The sequence below is a fragment of the Amycolatopsis sp. NPDC098790 genome (genome assembly GCF_044759945.1).
GTDB lineage: Bacteria > Actinomycetota > Actinomycetes > Mycobacteriales > Pseudonocardiaceae > Amycolatopsis.
Map to the genome: position 1 here is coordinate 13,116 of NZ_JBIWAI010000009.1, position 16,341 is coordinate 29,456.

Sequence of the window (16,341 nt, forward strand, 5' to 3'; positions counted from 1 at the left end):
GGCGGCGCCGTCCCCGATCTCCCACCGGACGGTCCGGTGGGTCGCTATAAGGAGTTCTTCAAGTGATCAAGCAGCTCGGCTTCGTCGCCACCGCTCTCGCCGCCGGTATGGCGGTGCTCGGCGGATCCGCGTCCGCGACCGGCATCACCGTCGCGGGCCAGCCGGTCGACCACAGCGACCAGGTCGGCCTCGGCAACGTGCAGAACCTCGACGCGGTGCACAACCTGAACGTGGTCGGCGGCGTCTGCGACGACAACGTCAACGTGCTCGGCGTCCAGGTGCCGGTCCAGCACGTCGCCGACGGCATCGGCGTGCCGGTGCTCTCCCCGGGCGAGCACGAGGCCGAGGGCGAGACCCCGTTCAACTGCGCCAGCGGTGCCATCTCCGACGGCGGGACCGCCCAGAACAACTGACCGGTCCTGGTCGAAGCCGCCGCGCGGTTGCCCCCCGCGCGGCGGTTTCACGTCCGGTCCAGCCGGTGCACGGCGACTTCCCGCACCACCAGGAGCACGGCGGCCGCGACCGGCACCGCCACGAACGCGCCGACCACGCCGAGCAGCTCGAAGCCGATCAGCACGGCGACGACCGTGACGAGCGCCGGGATCCGCACGGCCCGGCCGACGATCTTCGGCAGCAGCACGTAGTCCTCGAGCACGCGGTAGCCGACGAAGAAACCGGCGGTCGCGAGGCCGACGGGCACCGACACCGTCAGCGCGATGAGCGTGGTGCCGACGCCGGCCGCCACCGAACCCGCCACCGGCACCAGGTCGAGGACGGCGACGAGCAGGGCGAGCACCAGCGGGTACGGCACGCCGAAGCCCCAGAGCCAGGCGAACGTCAGGACGCCGGCGATGAGCGACACCACGACGTTGCCGACCAGGTACGCCCCCACCTTCCGGAAGACGGCGTCGCCGATCAGGATCACGCGCGGCCGCCGCGACCGGGGGGCCAGCCGGTAGAGCGCCGTGCGGACCCGCGGGAAGTCGGCGACGAAGTAGGTGCTGAGCACGACGACGATGGCGGCGTCGCCCAGCACGCCGGCGACCGACTTCGCGACGTCGGTCAGGTGGATGCTCCGGAAGGCGGCTTCGAGCCCGAACACCTCGTTGGCGCGGCCGATGAGCGTGGCGGGGTCGCGCAGCAGTGCCAGGTAGTGCGGAGCGCCGCCCCGCAACTGTCCGATCTGGTCGGACAGCGGAACGGCGGCGCCGGCGACGGCGGCGGCGAAGACGCCCAGCGCGGCGACGACGACCACGCCGGCGGCGAGCGCGCGGGGCATCCGGCGGGTGAGCCGGGCGGTCACCGGTTCCAGCCCGACCGCGATGAAGAACGCGATCCCGATCAGCAGCAGCACGTCGGACGCCGCGAGCACGACCTCGACGACCGCGACCGTGACGACCACCCCGGCCGCGGCGGTCAGCCCGGCGAAGAACGGCGACCGGCGGTCGAGCGGCTTTCCCGGTGTGCCCAGGGGTTTCTCCTGGCGGGTGGCCGCACCTTCGGCTTCCCCGACGGCGTGCCCGGCGCGGTAGGCGCCGCGGCCCTTCGTTGCGTGCATGGGACGGCGGCTACCCCCTGGTGGCCGGTCGAAATCCACCCGATCCGGGCGCGCGGGCAAGACCACGCTTCCCGGTGACCACACCCACTTGACATTGCCGTATTCCGTCTCCTGTCACCAGAATCTCCTATGAGGACCAAGCACTTCCTGTTCGCTCCGGTGATCGCGCTCGTGGCCGCGTTCGCGGTCTGCCCGGCCGCCTTGGCCGTCAGCGAACCGCGGCTGCTGATCAACCAGGACTTCCCCGACCCGGACGTCGTCAAGACCCCGGGCGGCTACTTCGCGTTCTCGACGAGCACCGGCTCGGGCCGGGTCCCGGTGGCGACCGCGACGGCGCCGGAGGGGCCGTGGCGCATCACCGGCGACGCGCTCGGCGCCGTTCCCGCGTGGGCGAAGCCGGACGGCGGCTTCTGGGCCCCGGACGTCACGCAGCTGCCGGACGGCACCTTCATCCTGTACTTCTCGGCGGCGAAGACGGCGGGCGGCGAGATGTGCCTCGGCGCGGCGACCGCGGCCAAGGCGGCCGGGCCGTACACCCCGGCCGGCGACCAGCCGCTGATCTGCGTGCCCGAGGACCACGGCGACATCGACCCGCAGACGTTCCTCGACGCGGACGGAACCCGGTACCTGCTCTACAAGAGCGACGGCGCCGCGACCGGCGCGCCGGCCGCGATCTGGTCGCAGAAGGTCGGAGCCGACGGGCGCACGCTGACCGGCCCGCGCACCGAGCTGTTGCGCGCGGACCTGAACGCGGAGAAGGCGGTCGTCGAGGCACCGTCGGTCGTGAAGACGGCGAGCCGCTTCCTGCTGTTCTATTCGGCGGACACGTTCCAGAGTTCGGGCTACCACACGTGCTACGCGTCGGCGCCGACGGTGAACGGGCCGTTCGTGAAGGCGGACGCGCAATTCCTGTCGACGGAGCTGCTCGCCCGCAAGGTGGACGCCCCGGGCGGCGCCGACGTCGTGGACGGCCACATCTACTTCCACGGCTGGCTGGGCGGCGCGCGCACGGCGCGGGGGATGTACGAGCTGCCGGTTTCGTTCCCGGGTGACGTGCCGCAGCTGGGCTGAGCTGTCACTCACACGGGTAGCGGTGGGGTTGGCGCGCGCGTGGCCGGTTATCCGAGGCGGGAGCGTGGAAAGGGAGGACGGTCATGACGGTGTTTTGGGGTCTGGTCGGCCTGATCGGGCTGCTGGGGTGCGTGGGGTTGCTGCGGAGCCGGGCGGTGCCGACGGAGACGGATCCGCTGGCCCGGTACCCGGAGGCGAAGGAACCGGCGCGGCCGAACGCGGACGCCGCGCACACGCCGCTCATGACGCCGGTGGTCACGCCGGAGATGCTCGGGTCGGAGCAGCCGGTGAACCAGGTCCGCGGGCGGTCGCCGCGGCGGGTGGAGCCGCGGGTGGAGGCGCGGGGCGAGGCCGAGTCGCAGGTGGAGGCGCGGTCCGAGGCGCAGCCGCGGGTGGAGGCGCAGCCGGAGGTGGAAGCGCAGCCCGTGCAGGTGCAGCCTGAGCCGCAAGCGCAGGCTCAGTCCCCTGCGCGGCACTATGTGCAGGCGCAGCCCGAGCCTCGAGTGCGGGCTCAGGCCGAGGCGCCGGTGCGGCCCGAGCCTCAGATGCAGGCTGAACCCCAGGCCGAGCCGCAGGTGCACGCCCGGCCCGAGCCACAGTCGTGGTTTGAGACGCGGCACGAGGTGGAGCCGGAGGTGGAGGCTCAACCCCAGGCCCAGCCTCACGTGCCGGTGCGGCCCGAGTCTCAAATGGAGGCTCAAGCTCTGCCCCAGCACCACATGCAGGTCCAGCCTGAGCCTCAACTGCAGGCTCAGCCCGAGGTGCCGGCTCAGCCCCAGCGACAGATGCAGACTGAACCCCAGGGGCGCGCGCAGCCCGAGCCTCGGTTCGCGGCCGAAGCTCAGCCGCAAGCCCAGCCTCCCACCGAGCCGCAGCCGCAACTCCACGCCCAGCCTCAGCCCGAGCCGGCCCTTCCGCCGCAGAGCTACCGAGCGGAGCCTCAGGCCGAGCCGGCCCTTCCGCCGCAGAGCTACCGAGCGGAGCCTCAGGCCGAGCCGGCCCTTCCGCCGCAGAGCCACCGAGCCAAGTCCCAGCCTGAGCCCGAACTTCCGCGACAGCCCCGTCATGCTCTGGCGCCCGCCGCCGTTCCCGCGCGGTCGGGAACCGCGCAAAGCCGCGCCGTCGAGCCGCACCCCACCCGACAGCCGGAACCCTCAGCGTCCGGGTCGGGATCCATCGCCGGTGAAATTCCCGCCCCGCGAACGGAATCCGTCGACGCCGAGCCGCCCGCGCCGAGCAAGACGAATGCCGTCCAGGGTTTGCTGACCCGGGCCAAGCGCGTCCTCAAGCGGCACTAAGGCAGCGGCGCCCGGTTCTCGGCCACGCCGGCGAGCAGGTCTCCGTGCTCGTCGACGCGGTCGAGGACCTCCTCCGCCGTGAACGTCAAGTGGTGCACGTGCCGGCACGCGCGGACTTCGTCCCACGTCAGCGGCGTCGAGACCGTCGGGTGGTCGCGGCCGCGCAGGGAATACGGCGCCACCGTCGTCTTCGCCGGGTTGTTCTGGCTCCAGTCGATGAACACCCGGCCGCCGCGCTGCGCCTTGGCCATCACCGCGGTCACCGTGCCGGGCGTTTCGCGCGCCAGTTGCTGCGCGAGCCGCTTGGCGTACGCCGACGGCGCCGCCGGGTCGTCGGTCCGGATTCCGCAGTACAGCTGCATTCCCTTCGAGCCCGACGTCTTCGCGAACGGCGTCAGGCCGTCGGTGACCAATAGGTCGTGGAGGCGTTCGGCGACGCGTGCGCAGTCGACGACCGTCGTGCCCGGCCCCGGATCGAGGTCGAACACCAGGCGGTCGGGCGGCTGCCGATCGGCGTCCACAGTGACCGTCCACTGTGGAACATGGAGTTCCAGTGCCGCCATGTTCGCCGACCAGACCAGCGCCGGGAGGTCGTCGAGGAGCGGGTAGTCGATCGTGTCGCCGCTGCCGCGCGAACCCGTGCTGGGCAGCCGGACCGTGCGCAACCACGGCGGCGCGCCGTTCGGGACGTTCTTCTCGAACCACTTTTCGCCGCCGACGCCGTTGGGGTAGCGGATGAACGTCACCGGACGACCGGCGAGGTGCGGCAGCAGGACCGGCGCGATCCGCGAGTAGTAGTTGATCACCTCGCCCTTGGTGAACCCGTCCGCCGGGTACAGCACCTTGTCCAAATTGGACAGAGTGAGCCGGCGATTGCCCGCCTGCACGGTGATCCGCTGGCCGACCGGTTCGGGAGGCGGGGGAGGCGCCGCGGCGGGTTCCGCCGCGCGCGGCGCGACGACGTCCGCCGGCTTCTTGTCGGCCCGCAGGCCGCGCCAGGCGGTGTGGCGGACGCGGCCGCCGCGCGTGAACTGCCGGTAGACGATCTCCCCGACGAGCCGCGGCTCGACCCACCGCGCGCGGACGGTGTCTTCGCGCGGCGGCGTCGTCGCGAACGGGTGGGTGCGGCGTTCGAGCGGCTGGAGCTGCGCCATCAGGTCGGCACGGGTGGCCTGGCTGAAGCCGGTGCCGACGTCGCCGATGTAGGCGAGGTCGCCGGTGCCGGGGTCGTGCGCGCCGAGCAGGAGCCCGCCGAGCGTGCCGGTGAAGCTGCGCTGGCCGGGGCGCCAGCCGCAGACGATCACCTCCTGGGTGCGGATCAACGGGTGCTTGAGCCAGGAGTCCGGCCGCTGCCCCGGCACGTAGGCGGCGCCGCGCAGCTTCGCGACGACGCCCTCGTAGCCGGCGGACGCGGCGTGGGCCAGGAAGTCCGCCGGTGTCCGGCGGTCGGCGGCGAGCTCGTCGAAGGTGACGGCGCGGACCACCGAGACCCGGTACGGATCGGGCATCGGCAGGTCGGCCAGCAGGCGGCGGCGCTCGTCGTAGGGCTCCTTCAGCAGGTCGCGGTCGCCGAGCCGCAGCAGGTCGAAGGCGAGGAACCGGACCGGGACGTCGTCGAACTCCCGTCCCTTGGGCCCGCTCTGGTGCCGGACCCAGCGGCCGCGGCGTTCCTGCATGAGCTCGAAGTCGATCCGGCCGTCCGCGCCGTAGGTGACGACCTCGCCGTCGAGGTAGGCGGCCCGGCCGTCGAGCGCGGGGGCGAGCACGCCCGCGAGTTCGGCGAACTCGGCGGTGAAGTCGATGTTGTTGCGGCTGGTGAGGACGGTGGTGCCGTCCGGCGCGATCCGCATGGCTGCGCGATAGCCGTCCAATTTGTACTCGTACGCCCACTCGGCGCCGCTGCGCAGCCGGCCGCCGTCGGCCTTGGCCAGCATCGGCTCGACCCACGCGGGGACCCCGGACGCGTCGTGAGCAGCCATGCCGAACCTCCGTGTGTGCCTTCCGAAGGTAACCCGATCGGCCTAGCCCCGCTGGGTTTGTGCAGGTGAAAGCTATCGGAACGCTTGTTCCCACTCCGGGGCGAGCGGCGTCGTCGACCAGCACGCGGCGAGCAGGTCGTAGCCGCGGTGGACGAGCTCCGCGTGCGCGGGCCAGTGCCGGCGCGTCCAGGCGAGGTCGTTGTGGGCCGAGTCGACCGCCGCGCGCGTCGTGCCTTCGAGCTCGAACTGCAGGTCGCGGCGGAGTTCCACGGCCGCCGGGCCGGCGGTGAGCAGCGTCAGCGCGGCGGTGCGGACGCGGGATCCGGTCCAGTGGAACGTCGCGCGGTGGGCGTGCGGGGCGAGCACGTATTGGGCGAGGACCGCGAGCGCGACGCCGATGAGCGTCTCGACCAGGCGGTCGCGGACGACCGGGCCGATCGCGCCGGCCGCGGCGGCGCCGCCGGCCAGCAGTGCCACCGGCGTGATGAAGACGACGGCCACCGCGTAATTGCGCGGGACGAACAGCTCGATGCAGAACTGCAGCACCGCGACGGCGGCGACCAGCGCGATCCCGGTGGGCGCGAGCAGGGAGAGGGCGGCGAAGAGAGCCAGGCCGAGGGCGGTGCCGGCGAAGCGCTGCAGGCCGCGGACGTTCGCGTGGAGGCGGTCGGTGCCCTGCTGCAGGACGACGAGCGCGCTGAGGATCGCCCAGTGCGGGCGCGCCAGGCCGAGGGAGGCGCTGAGGGTCCCGGCGATCACGCAGGTGGCGCCGACGCGCAGGGCCGTCACCGTGGCGTGGGAACGGAGGGACGCCGACCGTCGCAGCCGGTAACCGACGCTGGGCCGGGGGAGCGGCAGTGTCGCGGCTTCGTCGTCGGTCGCGGCGGTGAAGCGCCGGTGGGCGGTGATGAGGGTGGTGGCCAGGGTGGATTGCTCTTGGCCCGCGTCGTGGAGGGCGTTCCAGGCGGCCGAGATGGCCGAGCCGGCGGCGTGCCGGGTGGCGGCGCTGGGGTTTTCGGTGGTCAGGAAGGCGTCGACGGCGGTTACGGCCTTGTGGACGGCGGCGCGTTCGGGCTTGCCGCGGTCGGCGAGGGCACCGGCCATGGATACGACGGCGGAGGACGCGCCGCCGAGCGCGGTGCAGAGGAGGAGGGTGGCCGGCTGGGCGCCGCCTTCGGTGGCGATGAGCGCACCGCCGCAGACGAGGGCGAAGAAGAGGGCGCCGGGCGGCCCGAGCCGTAGGGCATCGACGGCGTAGACGGCGAGAACGGCGACGGCGGTGACGACGATGACGACGCCGGCTTGGGTACCGGTCGTACCGACGGCGGCCCCGAGCCCGGCGGCGGCGAGGAGGAGGGCGGCGGCGGTGAGGACTACGCGGGCCCGGACGCGGTAGGGGCGGCCTTCGCCGTAGAGGACGGCGAAGGCGCCGAAGGTGACGAAGAGGGCTTCGGTCGGATGGCCGACGAGGACGACGACGGTGCCGGGAAGAAGAACGGCGGCCGCGGCCCGGAGGCCGGCACTCCACCGCCGGCCGGCAGCGGGGAGAGCGAAGAGCAGCGCCCGGGGGTGGGCGATGCGGGGGAGCGGATCGTCGGGCGGCACGGCTTTCATTCCAGCACGCCGGGTGGGGTGGGATCGGGTGGACCGAGCGCTGGGGTGAGGTGCATCGCTCCGCGGGCGGGACGGGGGAGGGGGACGGGTGGCGGCGCGGAGGTGGCTGGTGCGGGGTGAGGTGCGCTGGGCGGTGGTGCGAAGGTGGCTGGTGCGGGGTGAGGTGCGCTGGGCGGTGGCGCGGAGGTGGCTGGTGCGGGGTGAGGTGCGCTGGGCGGTGGCGCGGAGGTGGCTGGTGCGGGGTGAGGTGCGCTGGGCGGTGGCGCGAAGGTGGCTCGCGCGAGGCGCGGTTCGCGGGTGCGCCGGGCTTGGTGGCGGGGCGCGGGGTGGCTGGGGTTCTGGTGATGGCAGCTCGCGGTGCGTGGCAGCGCGGGGTGTGGTGGGTTTGCGGGTGCGCCGGGGTGCGGCGGCGGGTGCGAGGGTGGCTCGCGGTTCTGGCGACAGTCGCCCGCGGGCTGCGGGCCGCGGGCCGGGCGGCGGCGGCTCGTGTGGGGTGTGGTGCGCGAGAGCGGCCGGCGTCGGGCTCCGGCTTCTGGCGATGGCGGCCGCGGCTTGTGGCGTGGTCGGCGGCGGGAGGTGGTTCGCGAGGCGTGCGATTCGCGGGTGCGCAGGGCTCTGATCGCCGGCGCGGTGGCTCGAGTTGCAACCCTCGGCGCGCGGATCGCAAGCGCCGGGCGCGCCGCCGCAGTGCGGGGCCGGATCCCGGTCAGGCCGGTAGGAACTCCTCGACCGCCCGCTGCAGCGTTGCCCGCACCGTCTCCGCGTCGTCCAGTTCGCCGCCGTGCAGAGCCCCGTCTCGTAGGAGCACCAACACTCGGGCCGCGTGGCTGGGTTCCGGGTGTCCCGCAGCCGCCGCCTCGGACCTCAGCACCTCGAAGAACCACCTGCGGTGGTCCTCGATCACCTGGCGAACGCGGCTGTCCGGGTCCGGGTACTCGGCCGCCGCGTTGAGGAACTGGCAGCCGCGGAAATCCTCTCCGCACGTTGCCTCTCCCACCACCGACAACGCCGCCGCCAGTGCCTCGCGCGGGGGCTTGCCCGCGCGGGCCGCATCGACCGCCTTGCGGATCTGGTGGCTCGTTTCCGTCAGGTACGCCGCCACCAGGTCGTCCTTCGTGGGGTAGTGCCGGTAGAACGTCGCCCGCGTCACCGATGCCTCGCCCACCAGCCGTTCCACCCCGACCGCGTGGATGCCCTCGGCGTAGAACAGCCGGGACGCGGTCGCCAGCAGCCGGTCCTTCGGGTGCACCTCGGCAGACTTCATCCCCTCAGCATAGAGAAAGACTGGTCGTTCTGCCAGGTCGGCTTCGTCACGTTGCCACGACGCCCGCCGGACAGCCAGAGTATGGAGACAGAAAGACCAGTCGTTCTTCCTGAGGAGCCAGTCATGAGCAAGCCCACCATCGTTCTGGTCCACGGCGCTTTCGCCGACTCGTCGAGCTGGACGGGCGTCGTCGCGAAGCTGCAGGAGCAGGGCTTCCCGGTCGTCGCGGTGGCGAACCCGCTGCGCGGCGTCGAGACCGACGCGGCCTACGTCGCGGACGTGGTCAAGGGCGTCGAAGGCCCCGTCGTCCTCGCCGGCCACTCCTACGGCGGCGCCCTGATCACGCGCGCCGCGACCGAGACGCCGAACGTCCGCGCCCTGGTCTACATCGCCGCCTTCCAGCCCGACGCGGGGGAGAGCGTCTTCGAGCTGTCCGGCCGCTACCCGGGCGCCAAGCTCGGCCCGGAGACCACGAACGTCCTGGTCCACGACGGCACGCCCGAGCTGTCCATCAAGCCGGCGGACTTCGCCGAGGTCTTCGCGGCCGACGTCCCGGCGGAGACGGCCGCGATCCTGGCCGTCACCCAGCGCCCGGTGGCGCAGCAGGCCCTCGCCGCCCCGTTCGAGGGGACGCCGGCCTGGTCGAAGCTCCCGTCGTGGACGCTGATCGCCAACCAGGACAACGCCATCCCGGCCGCGGCCCAGGAGTTCATGGCCGAGCGCGCGTCCTCGACGGTCCGGCGGATCGACGCCTCGCACGCCGTCGCGGTGTCGCAGCCCGGCGTCGTCGCCGAGGTGATCGCGGCGGCCGCGGCCGAGTGACCCTCCGTGCGGACCGGGCGCTGCGTTCCGGTCCGCACGCTCGGTCCGCGCCGCGGAACGCCGGGGCCGGCACCCTAACCGACCGGCGGCAGCCCCGCGCGTGCTTCGCCGTACTCGCGCACGATGTTCGCCACGATTTCGGCCGCCGGCAGCACCGAGTCGACCAGTCCGGCCGACTGGCCCGCCTCGACCTTCCCCTCCACGACGTCGCCGTGCAGTGCCGCGTCCTTCAGGGACGACGCCTGGAACGTCTTGCGCCGCAACGATTCCTCCGCGCCGGACGACTCCAAGGAAGCCATGCGTGAGGTGAAGTCGTTGGCCAGCGCCCGGATCACGCCCAGGCCGTTACCCACCGTGCGGGTCCCGTCCACATCGGACGCCACCACTGCCTCCTTGTACGCCGGGTGCACGGAAGCCTCGACGCTGGCCAGGAACCGCGTGCCGAACTGGGCCGCGCCCGCGCCGAGTGCCAGCGTCGCCGCCAGGCCGGCACCGTCGGCGATCCCGCCGGACGCGATCACCGGGAGCGAGACCGCCCGCGTCACGGCGCGCACCAGCACCGACGTCGTCACCATCGCGGGCGGCGGGTGCCCGCCGGCCTCGGCGCCGACGACCACCAAGCCATCGACGCCGGCCGAAGCGGCCTTGAGCGCATGCGAAACGCCGGCCACCACGTGCAGGCAGCGCGTCCCGATGTCGTGGAACCGGGCCAAGTAGCGCCGCGGCCCGCCTTGGGACGCGATCAGCACCGGCGGCCGGTGGCGCAGCACCAGGTCCATCACCTCGTCGATGCCGGCGCGGTACAGCGGCAGGTTGACCGCCCACGGCCGCGAAGTGCCCGCCGCCACCTCCGTCAGCACAGCGTCCAAATCGGACAGTCGCATCGGGCCCGCCGCCACGACGCCGAGGCCGCCCGCGTTCGACACCGCGAGCGGCAACGCCGAACACGACGAAGCCCACGACATGCCCGCCTGCACGATCGGCAGGTCGATCCCCAGCAGCTCGGTCACCGACGTCGGGATGCGGGTCATGCCTGCTCCAGCAGCGAACGCGCGTGGGACGCCAGCCGGTTCTTCTGCACCTTCGAGCTGGCCGTCATCCCGATGCCCTCGAAGCCGTCGACGATCCGCAGGTGCCGCGGCACCTTGAAACCCGCCATCCGTTCGCGTGTCCACGCCAGGAGTTCGGCCTCGGTGACGTCGGGCGAGGTCAGGACGACGAACGCGAACGGCACCTCGACCAGCCGCGCGTCCGGGACGCCGACGACGGCCGCCTGCCGGACCAGCGGGTGCCGGTGCAGTGTGTCCTCGATGTCCGCGGGCGCCACGTTTTCGCCGCCGACGCGGATGATGTCCTTGGTGCGGCCGGTGAAGTGGAACCGCCCCGAGTCGTCGAGCAGGCCGACGTCGCCGGTGGACAGCCAGCCGTCGGCGTCGATCGTCTCGGCTGTCTTCACGGGATCGTCGAGGTAGCCGACCATGACGTTCCAGCCGCGCACCAGCACCGCGCCCGGTTCGCCCGGGCCGCAGTCACGGTCGGCGTCGAACGCGCGGATCCGCACCTCGACCCCCGGCTGCACGGCCATCGCGCCGGACGCGCGAACCTCCGGAGGCTCCCACCACGCCGACTGCGCGACGTTCGGCGACGCCTCGGAAAGACCGTAGCCCGCAACGCATTCGGACGCGCCGAGTTCGTCGATCACCCGGCGGATCACGGTCGGCGACGCCGCCACCCACGCGCCGCGCAGGCACAATCGACGCTGAGCGCGCGAAGGGTGGTTGAGCAGCAGCAGGGCGATCGTGTCGTTGCCGGAGAAGTGCGTGCACCGCTCGGTTTCCAGCAGCCGCAACGCTTCCTCGGGCTCGAACTTCGGCATCGTCACGAGCGTCGTGGCGTGCTGGAGGGAGGAAAGCACCGACAGCGTGCTGCCGGCTACGTGGAAGAACGGCCGCGCCGAGTGGAACCGGTCGCCCGGCCGCAAGCCCATCCGCGCACCGGAGAAGAACGCGTCCGCGCACATGCTGCGGTGGGTGAGCAGGACGCCCTTCGGCCGCGACGTCGTGCCGGACGTGTACTGCACCAGCAGGATGTCGTCCGGTGAAGCGACAGCGGGAGGCGCCTCGGAAGAACCGGACAGGAAATCGTTCCACGAAGAAGCGAAGGTCGGGACATCGTCACCGAGCACGACGACCTTTTCGAGTGAAGGGATCGACGAAACGTCGAGTTCCCGCAGCATCGCCGCGAAGTCCACATTGAGCACTCGCGAGGCCACGAACAGCGTCCGCACGCGGGCGTGGTCGAGGGTGTAGCGCACTTCGTCGGCGGTGAACCGGGTGTTGACCGGCACGGCGACCGCGCCCGCCGCGCCGATCGCCAGGAACAGCGCCACCCAGTCGGGTCCGTTGCCGAGGCAGATCCCGACGCGGTCGCCGCGGCCAATCCCGGCGGCCGCGAGCCCGGCGCGGATCCGCGAAACACGTGCGGAAAGCTCGCCGTAGGTGATCCGCTCCGACGCCGTGACGACGGCTTCGACGTCCGGCGCGAGCAGGGCCGCGCGGGCGAGGACCTCGTGAGTGGTGAGGGGGCAGGCCGTGCGGAGGTCGGTCATCGTGGGTCTCCGTTGGTGAAGCGGGCGACACCGTCGCGCCAGCCGCCGTCGGCGAGGCACTGTTCGATCGCGGCCAGCTCGATCCGGATCCCGCGGTCCAGGTCGGTCTCCGAGCCGAGGTCGACCGCGCGCTTGGTGAGCGAAATGGCCAGCGGCGGCGCCTTCGCGATGCTCGCGGCCGTCTCGTCGCCGGCCTCGGCGAGCGAGCCGGCAGGCACGACTCGCGTGACAATGCCCAGGTTGGCGGCCTCGGCGGCGTCGAGCGCGCGGTTGGTGAACAGCAGCTCCTTGGCCCGGCGCTTGCCGATGGCGCGTTGCAGGCGCTGGGTCGCGCCGACGGTACCCCAGTGCGGCTCGGGGAACCGGAAGACCGTCCCCGAAGCAGCCAAGGCGAAGTCCGCGGCGAGGGTGATCTCGCCGCCCGAACCGACGACCGCGCCCTGCACCAGGGCGACGACCGGCACCGGGCACGCCTCGATGGCGGCGTAGGCGGCGAAGGACGCGAGACGGCGGCGGCGCACCCACGCCGCGTCCTTGCCCGTGCGCTCCTTGAGGTCGGCGCCCGCGCAGAAGACCGGCCCGCGCCCGCTGAGCAGCACCACGCGGACGTCGTCGGGCAGCGACTCGAACGCCTCCCGCAGCTGGTGGCACATCGGCAGGTCGAGGGCGTTGCGGGCCTCGGGCCGGGCCAGCTCGACCCGGGCGATGCCGTCGGCCACGGAAACGCACACGCGCTCGGTCATCGGATCACCCCTTCGGCGCGCAGGTCCCCGATCTCGGCCGGGGAGAGCCCGAGCTCCGCCAGGACGTCGTCGGTGTCGGCGCCGAGCAGCGGCGGCACGCCGAGGTCCGGTGGCTCACCCGCAGTCTCGCGCAACGGTGTCCGCAGGGCCGGGAACGTCCCCTCGACGGGGTGGGTGAACTCGCCGACGACCCCGCGCGCGGCGGCGTGCGGATCGGCCAGGGCTTCGCGCACCGAGCGGACCGCGCCGGCCGGGACGTCGGCGGTGCGCAGCTCCTTCACGAGCGGGTCGCGGTCGTGCTGGGCGATCGCACCACGCAGCGCCTTCATGACGCGGGCGCGCTGCTCGACGCGGCCGGAGTTGCCCTGCAGTGCGGGATCCGCGGCGAGATCGTCGAGGCCGAGGACCGTACACAAAGGACGCCAGTGCTGGTCGCTGCCGCTGATGTGCAGCCATTCCCCGTCGCCGGCCTGGAACGCCGCCGACGGCACCCGCCCGGGGTGCTCGGTGCCGGTGCGCACCGGGTCCTCGCCGAGCGCGAAGAGCCGGGCCGCGTTGAGCGCGTGCAGGCTCAATTGGACGTCCATCATGGACACGTCGAGGTGCCGGCCCCGCCCCGAAGCCGCGCGTCCGGCCAGCCCGGACAGCACCGCGATGACCACCCATAGCCCGGACGTCATGTCGGCCACGGGAATCCCGGTCTTCGACGGCGGCCCGTCCGGCTCGCCGGTCATCGCCATCACGCCGGACAGCGCCTGGAAGACGGTGTCGTAGCCCTTGCGGTCGCGGTTCGGGCCGGTCTGCCCGAACCCGGTGGCCGACACGTAGACCAGGTCCGGCCGCGCGAGATCCGCGTACCCGAGGCCCATGCGGTCCATCGCGCCGGGCAGGAAGTTCTCGACGACGACGTCGGCACGGGACGCCAACCGTCGCGCCACCTCTCGGCCGCGCGGATCCTTGAGATCCAGGGTCACGGACTTCTTGCCCCGGTTGAAGGCGAAGAAGTACGCGCTTTCGCCGTGGGGCAGGCGGGGTTCGAAGCCGCGGGTCTCGTCGCCGGACCCGGGCCGCTCGACCTTGACGACGGTGGCGCCCAGCTCGGCGAGGACCTGGGTCGCCAGGGGAGCGGCCAGGACGCGGGAGAAGTCCAGGACGGTGATCCCGGTGAGCGGGCCGGTCATGCGCGGAACCCCCGCATCAGCGCGTTGACGTCCTGCCCGGCGCGCATCGCGGCGCCGGTCGGCAGGTCGGCGACGCGGTAGAAGAGGTCTTTCGCGGCGGCGATCGCGCGCGGCTCGACCTTCGCCCAGTGCTCGGCGATCTCCAGCGCGGCCGGCAGCACCTCCTCGGGGGCGACGACCCGGTTGACCAGGCCGTGTTCGAAGGCTTCGGCGGCGGTGAGCAGCCGTCCGGTGCTGACCAGCTCGAACGCGAGCTTGCGGCCGAGGTGCTGGACGAGCCCGGTCATCACCAGCGCGGGGACGATCGAGTGCTTCAGCTCGGGGTAGCCGAACTTCAGGTCCGTGCCGGCGACGACCATGTCCGCGCCGATCGCCAGCCCCGCGCCGCCCCCCACGGCCGCGCCGCGCACGGCACTGACCACGGGGATCCGCAGCTGCCGCGCCTGAACCTGCAGTTTCGCGGTCAGCGCGGCCCGCTCGAGGACGGCGTCGGCGTGGCCGGGCGTCAGGTCGGCGAACTCGCCGAGGTCCGCTCCCGCGCAGAAGCCGCGGCCAGCGCCGGTGAGCACCAGCGCGCGGACGTCGCGGTCGGCGTCGGCCGCGGTGAACGCGTCGCTGAGCGCGCGGGTCAGCGCGGTGTTCAGGGCGTTGAGCTTGTCGGGCCGGTTCAGCGTCAGGACGCGGACGGGGCCGTGGTCCTCGGCGATGACGGTCACGGGGTCTCCTGGTTCGGGGTCGGGGTGAAGCCGGCGCGGGCCACCATGCTGTGCAGGGGACGGCCGAGCGCGTCCTCGCAGGCGGCCGAAGCCTTGGCGAGCAGGTCCAGGTCGAGGCCGGTGTCGACGCCCATCGCGGCGAAGAGGCTGACCAGGTCCTCGGTGCAGACATTTCCGGTCAGGCCGGCGCCGTACTGGATGGTCGAGGGGTGGCCACCGACGCCGCCCATGGCGGTGTCGAAGTTCCGGCAGCCGGCGTCGAGGGCGGCGACGGCGTTGGCGATGCCGGTGCCGCGGGTGTTGTGGAAGTGCGCGACGACGGGGACTTCGGTGTTCAGCCGCTTGAACAGTGCCTTGACCGAGCGCGGAGTGGCGACGCCAGTCGTGTCGCCCAGGGTGACGAGGCCGGCGCCGAGGTCGGCGAAGCGGGCGACGTCCTCGGCGACGCGGCCGGGGTCGACCACGCCCTCGAACGGGCAGCCGAACGCCACGGAAACGACGCCGACCAGCTTGAACCGGCCGCCGGCCAGCCGGACCATCTCCTCGACCCGCTCCCACTGCCCGGCTCTGGACGTCCGCAGGTTGCGTTCGGTGTGGGACTCGCTGGCCGAGACCAGCAGGCTCAGCTCGTCGGCGCCGTGGCCGGCGTCGAGGTCGGCCAGCGCCCGCTGCACGGCACGCGGGTTGGGGCAGGTCGCCTTGAACGCGACGCCCGGGCGGCGGCCGACTTGCGCCAGCACCTCGGACGCGTCGGAGAAACCGGGCACGCGCTCCGGGTGGCTGTAGCTGGTCGCCTCGATCCGCCGGAACCCCGCGTCCGCGAAGGCGTCCAGCAGCGCGACCTTCGTCGCGGTCGGCACGAACTCCGGCTCGTGCTGCAGCCCGTCGCGGGCGAAGCACTCGCAGATCGTGACGGCGTCGGGCATCGGGCCACCTCCTGTTCGGTGGCTCCAGAACTACGCGGCTCTGTTGATAAAGTCAACAGCCATCGGTAGCGGGGTGGGCGCGCTCACGTTCCTCGACGGTCAGCGCCAGGTCGGCGAGCTTGTCCAGCGCCCCGCTGAGCGTCGCCGCCTCTTCCGGGGTCAACGCGGCCAGGAACTCGGCGTCGCGTTCGTTGGCCGCGGCGATCAGGCCCCGGTAGACGCGGGTGCCCTCGGTGGTCAGGGCGAGCTGCGAGGTGCGGCCCGAGCCGGCCGTCCGGTCGACCAGCCCGCGCTCGGTCAGCCGGGTGACCACCCGGCTCATCTGCGCTTTGTCCAGGCCGGCGCGGCGGGCGAGCCGGTTGAGTGTGAGGGTGGGGTCGGCGGCGATGAGCGAGATCGCCCGCCATTCGCCGAGGCTGACGTCGAACTCCCGCCGGTAGCGCAGCGCGGCGCTGCGCGACATCGCCGACGACGTGCGGGAGAGCCGGTAGGAGAGGAGTCCGGAGATGGGCACCAGGTCCCGGCCGTCCGCGCGTTCCGCCATGCCGGTCATCGTAGCCG

General features: G+C 72.9%; 15 protein-coding genes. 4 read left to right on the forward strand and 11 right to left on the reverse strand.

Annotated elements, in window-relative coordinates:
* Positions 1–62 precede the first annotated feature (62 nt).
* Positions 63–413, forward strand: coding sequence for a hypothetical protein (locus ACIQWX_RS45875; RefSeq protein ID WP_400885391.1), 351 nt, complete (start codon positions 63–65; stop codon positions 411–413).
* A 47-nt stretch (positions 414–460) separates the two neighbouring features.
* On the opposite strand, the gene ACIQWX_RS45880 is transcribed toward ACIQWX_RS45875, so the two are convergent.
* Positions 461–1,558: an AI-2E family transporter gene (locus ACIQWX_RS45880; protein WP_400885394.1), complete on the reverse strand. Its 1,098-nt coding sequence runs from the start codon at positions 1,556–1,558 to the stop codon at positions 461–463.
* 129 nt (positions 1,559–1,687) lie between these two features.
* On the opposite strand from ACIQWX_RS45880, the gene ACIQWX_RS45885 reads away from it, so the two are divergent.
* Both ACIQWX_RS45885 and ACIQWX_RS45890 read left to right on the forward strand, forming a co-directional pair.
* On the forward strand, positions 1,688–2,629 hold the full coding sequence (locus ACIQWX_RS45885) for a glycoside hydrolase family 43 protein (RefSeq protein ID WP_400885397.1): 942 nt from the start codon (positions 1,688–1,690) through the stop codon (positions 2,627–2,629).
* Between the two features lie 83 nt (positions 2,630–2,712).
* A complete protein-coding gene (locus ACIQWX_RS45890) occupies positions 2,713–3,927 on the forward strand; it encodes a hypothetical protein (protein ID WP_400885399.1) in 1,215 nt (404 codons plus the stop codon).
* Here the strand turns inward: ACIQWX_RS45890 and ligD are convergent.
* From ligD to ACIQWX_RS45905, 3 genes are all read right to left on the reverse strand, one after another.
* Complete coding sequence (gene ligD / locus ACIQWX_RS45895) at positions 3,924–5,906, reverse strand: DNA ligase D (protein WP_400885401.1); 1,983 nt, start codon at positions 5,904–5,906, stop codon at positions 3,924–3,926. The two genes, ACIQWX_RS45890 and ligD, sit on opposite strands and share 4 nt — an antisense overlap.
* 72 nt (positions 5,907–5,978) lie before the next feature.
* Complete coding sequence (locus tag ACIQWX_RS45900; protein WP_400885404.1) at positions 5,979–7,511, reverse strand: FUSC family protein; 1,533 nt, start codon at positions 7,509–7,511, stop codon at positions 5,979–5,981.
* Positions 7,512–8,226: 715 nt separating this feature from the next.
* Positions 8,227–8,784, reverse strand: coding sequence for a TetR/AcrR family transcriptional regulator (locus ACIQWX_RS45905; RefSeq protein ID WP_400885407.1), 558 nt, complete (start codon positions 8,782–8,784; stop codon positions 8,227–8,229).
* A gap of 123 nt (positions 8,785–8,907) precedes the next feature.
* Here ACIQWX_RS45905 and ACIQWX_RS45910 point away from each other — a divergent pair, with 123 nt between their 5' ends.
* Positions 8,908–9,606 carry an alpha/beta fold hydrolase gene (locus tag ACIQWX_RS45910; RefSeq protein ID WP_400885409.1) on the forward strand — a complete coding sequence of 233 codons (699 nt, stop codon included), beginning with the start codon at positions 8,908–8,910 and terminating at the stop codon, positions 9,604–9,606.
* A 74-nt stretch (positions 9,607–9,680) separates the two neighbouring features.
* Here ACIQWX_RS45910 and ACIQWX_RS45915 read toward each other — a convergent pair whose 3' ends face one another.
* From ACIQWX_RS45915 to ACIQWX_RS45945, 7 genes are read right to left on the reverse strand one after another with little or no spacing between them, the layout of a single operon-like run.
* Positions 9,681–10,637 carry an NAD(P)H-dependent flavin oxidoreductase gene (locus tag ACIQWX_RS45915; RefSeq protein ID WP_400885411.1) on the reverse strand — a complete coding sequence of 319 codons (957 nt, stop codon included), beginning with the start codon at positions 10,635–10,637 and terminating at the stop codon, positions 9,681–9,683.
* Entirely contained in the window at positions 10,634–12,214 is a 1,581-nt protein-coding gene (locus ACIQWX_RS45920; RefSeq protein ID WP_400885414.1) for an AMP-binding protein, read from the reverse strand. The genes ACIQWX_RS45915 and ACIQWX_RS45920 overlap by 4 nt, the downstream gene beginning before the upstream one ends.
* Positions 12,211–12,957, reverse strand: coding sequence for an enoyl-CoA hydratase/isomerase family protein (locus ACIQWX_RS45925; protein ID WP_400885417.1), 747 nt, complete (start codon positions 12,955–12,957; stop codon positions 12,211–12,213). Before ACIQWX_RS45925 ends, ACIQWX_RS45920 begins: the two co-directional genes overlap by 4 nt.
* Entirely contained in the window at positions 12,954–14,138 is a 1,185-nt protein-coding gene (locus tag ACIQWX_RS45930; protein WP_400885420.1) for a CaiB/BaiF CoA transferase family protein, read from the reverse strand. The genes ACIQWX_RS45925 and ACIQWX_RS45930 overlap by 4 nt, the downstream gene beginning before the upstream one ends.
* Complete coding sequence (locus tag ACIQWX_RS45935; RefSeq protein ID WP_400885421.1) at positions 14,135–14,854, reverse strand: enoyl-CoA hydratase/isomerase family protein; 720 nt, start codon at positions 14,852–14,854, stop codon at positions 14,135–14,137. The genes ACIQWX_RS45930 and ACIQWX_RS45935 overlap by 4 nt, the downstream gene beginning before the upstream one ends.
* Entirely contained in the window at positions 14,851–15,780 is a 930-nt protein-coding gene (locus ACIQWX_RS45940; protein ID WP_400885423.1) for a hydroxymethylglutaryl-CoA lyase, read from the reverse strand. Before ACIQWX_RS45940 ends, ACIQWX_RS45935 begins: the two co-directional genes overlap by 4 nt.
* A gap of 52 nt (positions 15,781–15,832) precedes the next feature.
* Positions 15,833–16,324 carry a MarR family winged helix-turn-helix transcriptional regulator gene (locus ACIQWX_RS45945; RefSeq protein ID WP_400885424.1) on the reverse strand — a complete coding sequence of 164 codons (492 nt, stop codon included), beginning with the start codon at positions 16,322–16,324 and terminating at the stop codon, positions 15,833–15,835.
* Positions 16,325–16,341: the final 17 nt, after the last annotated feature.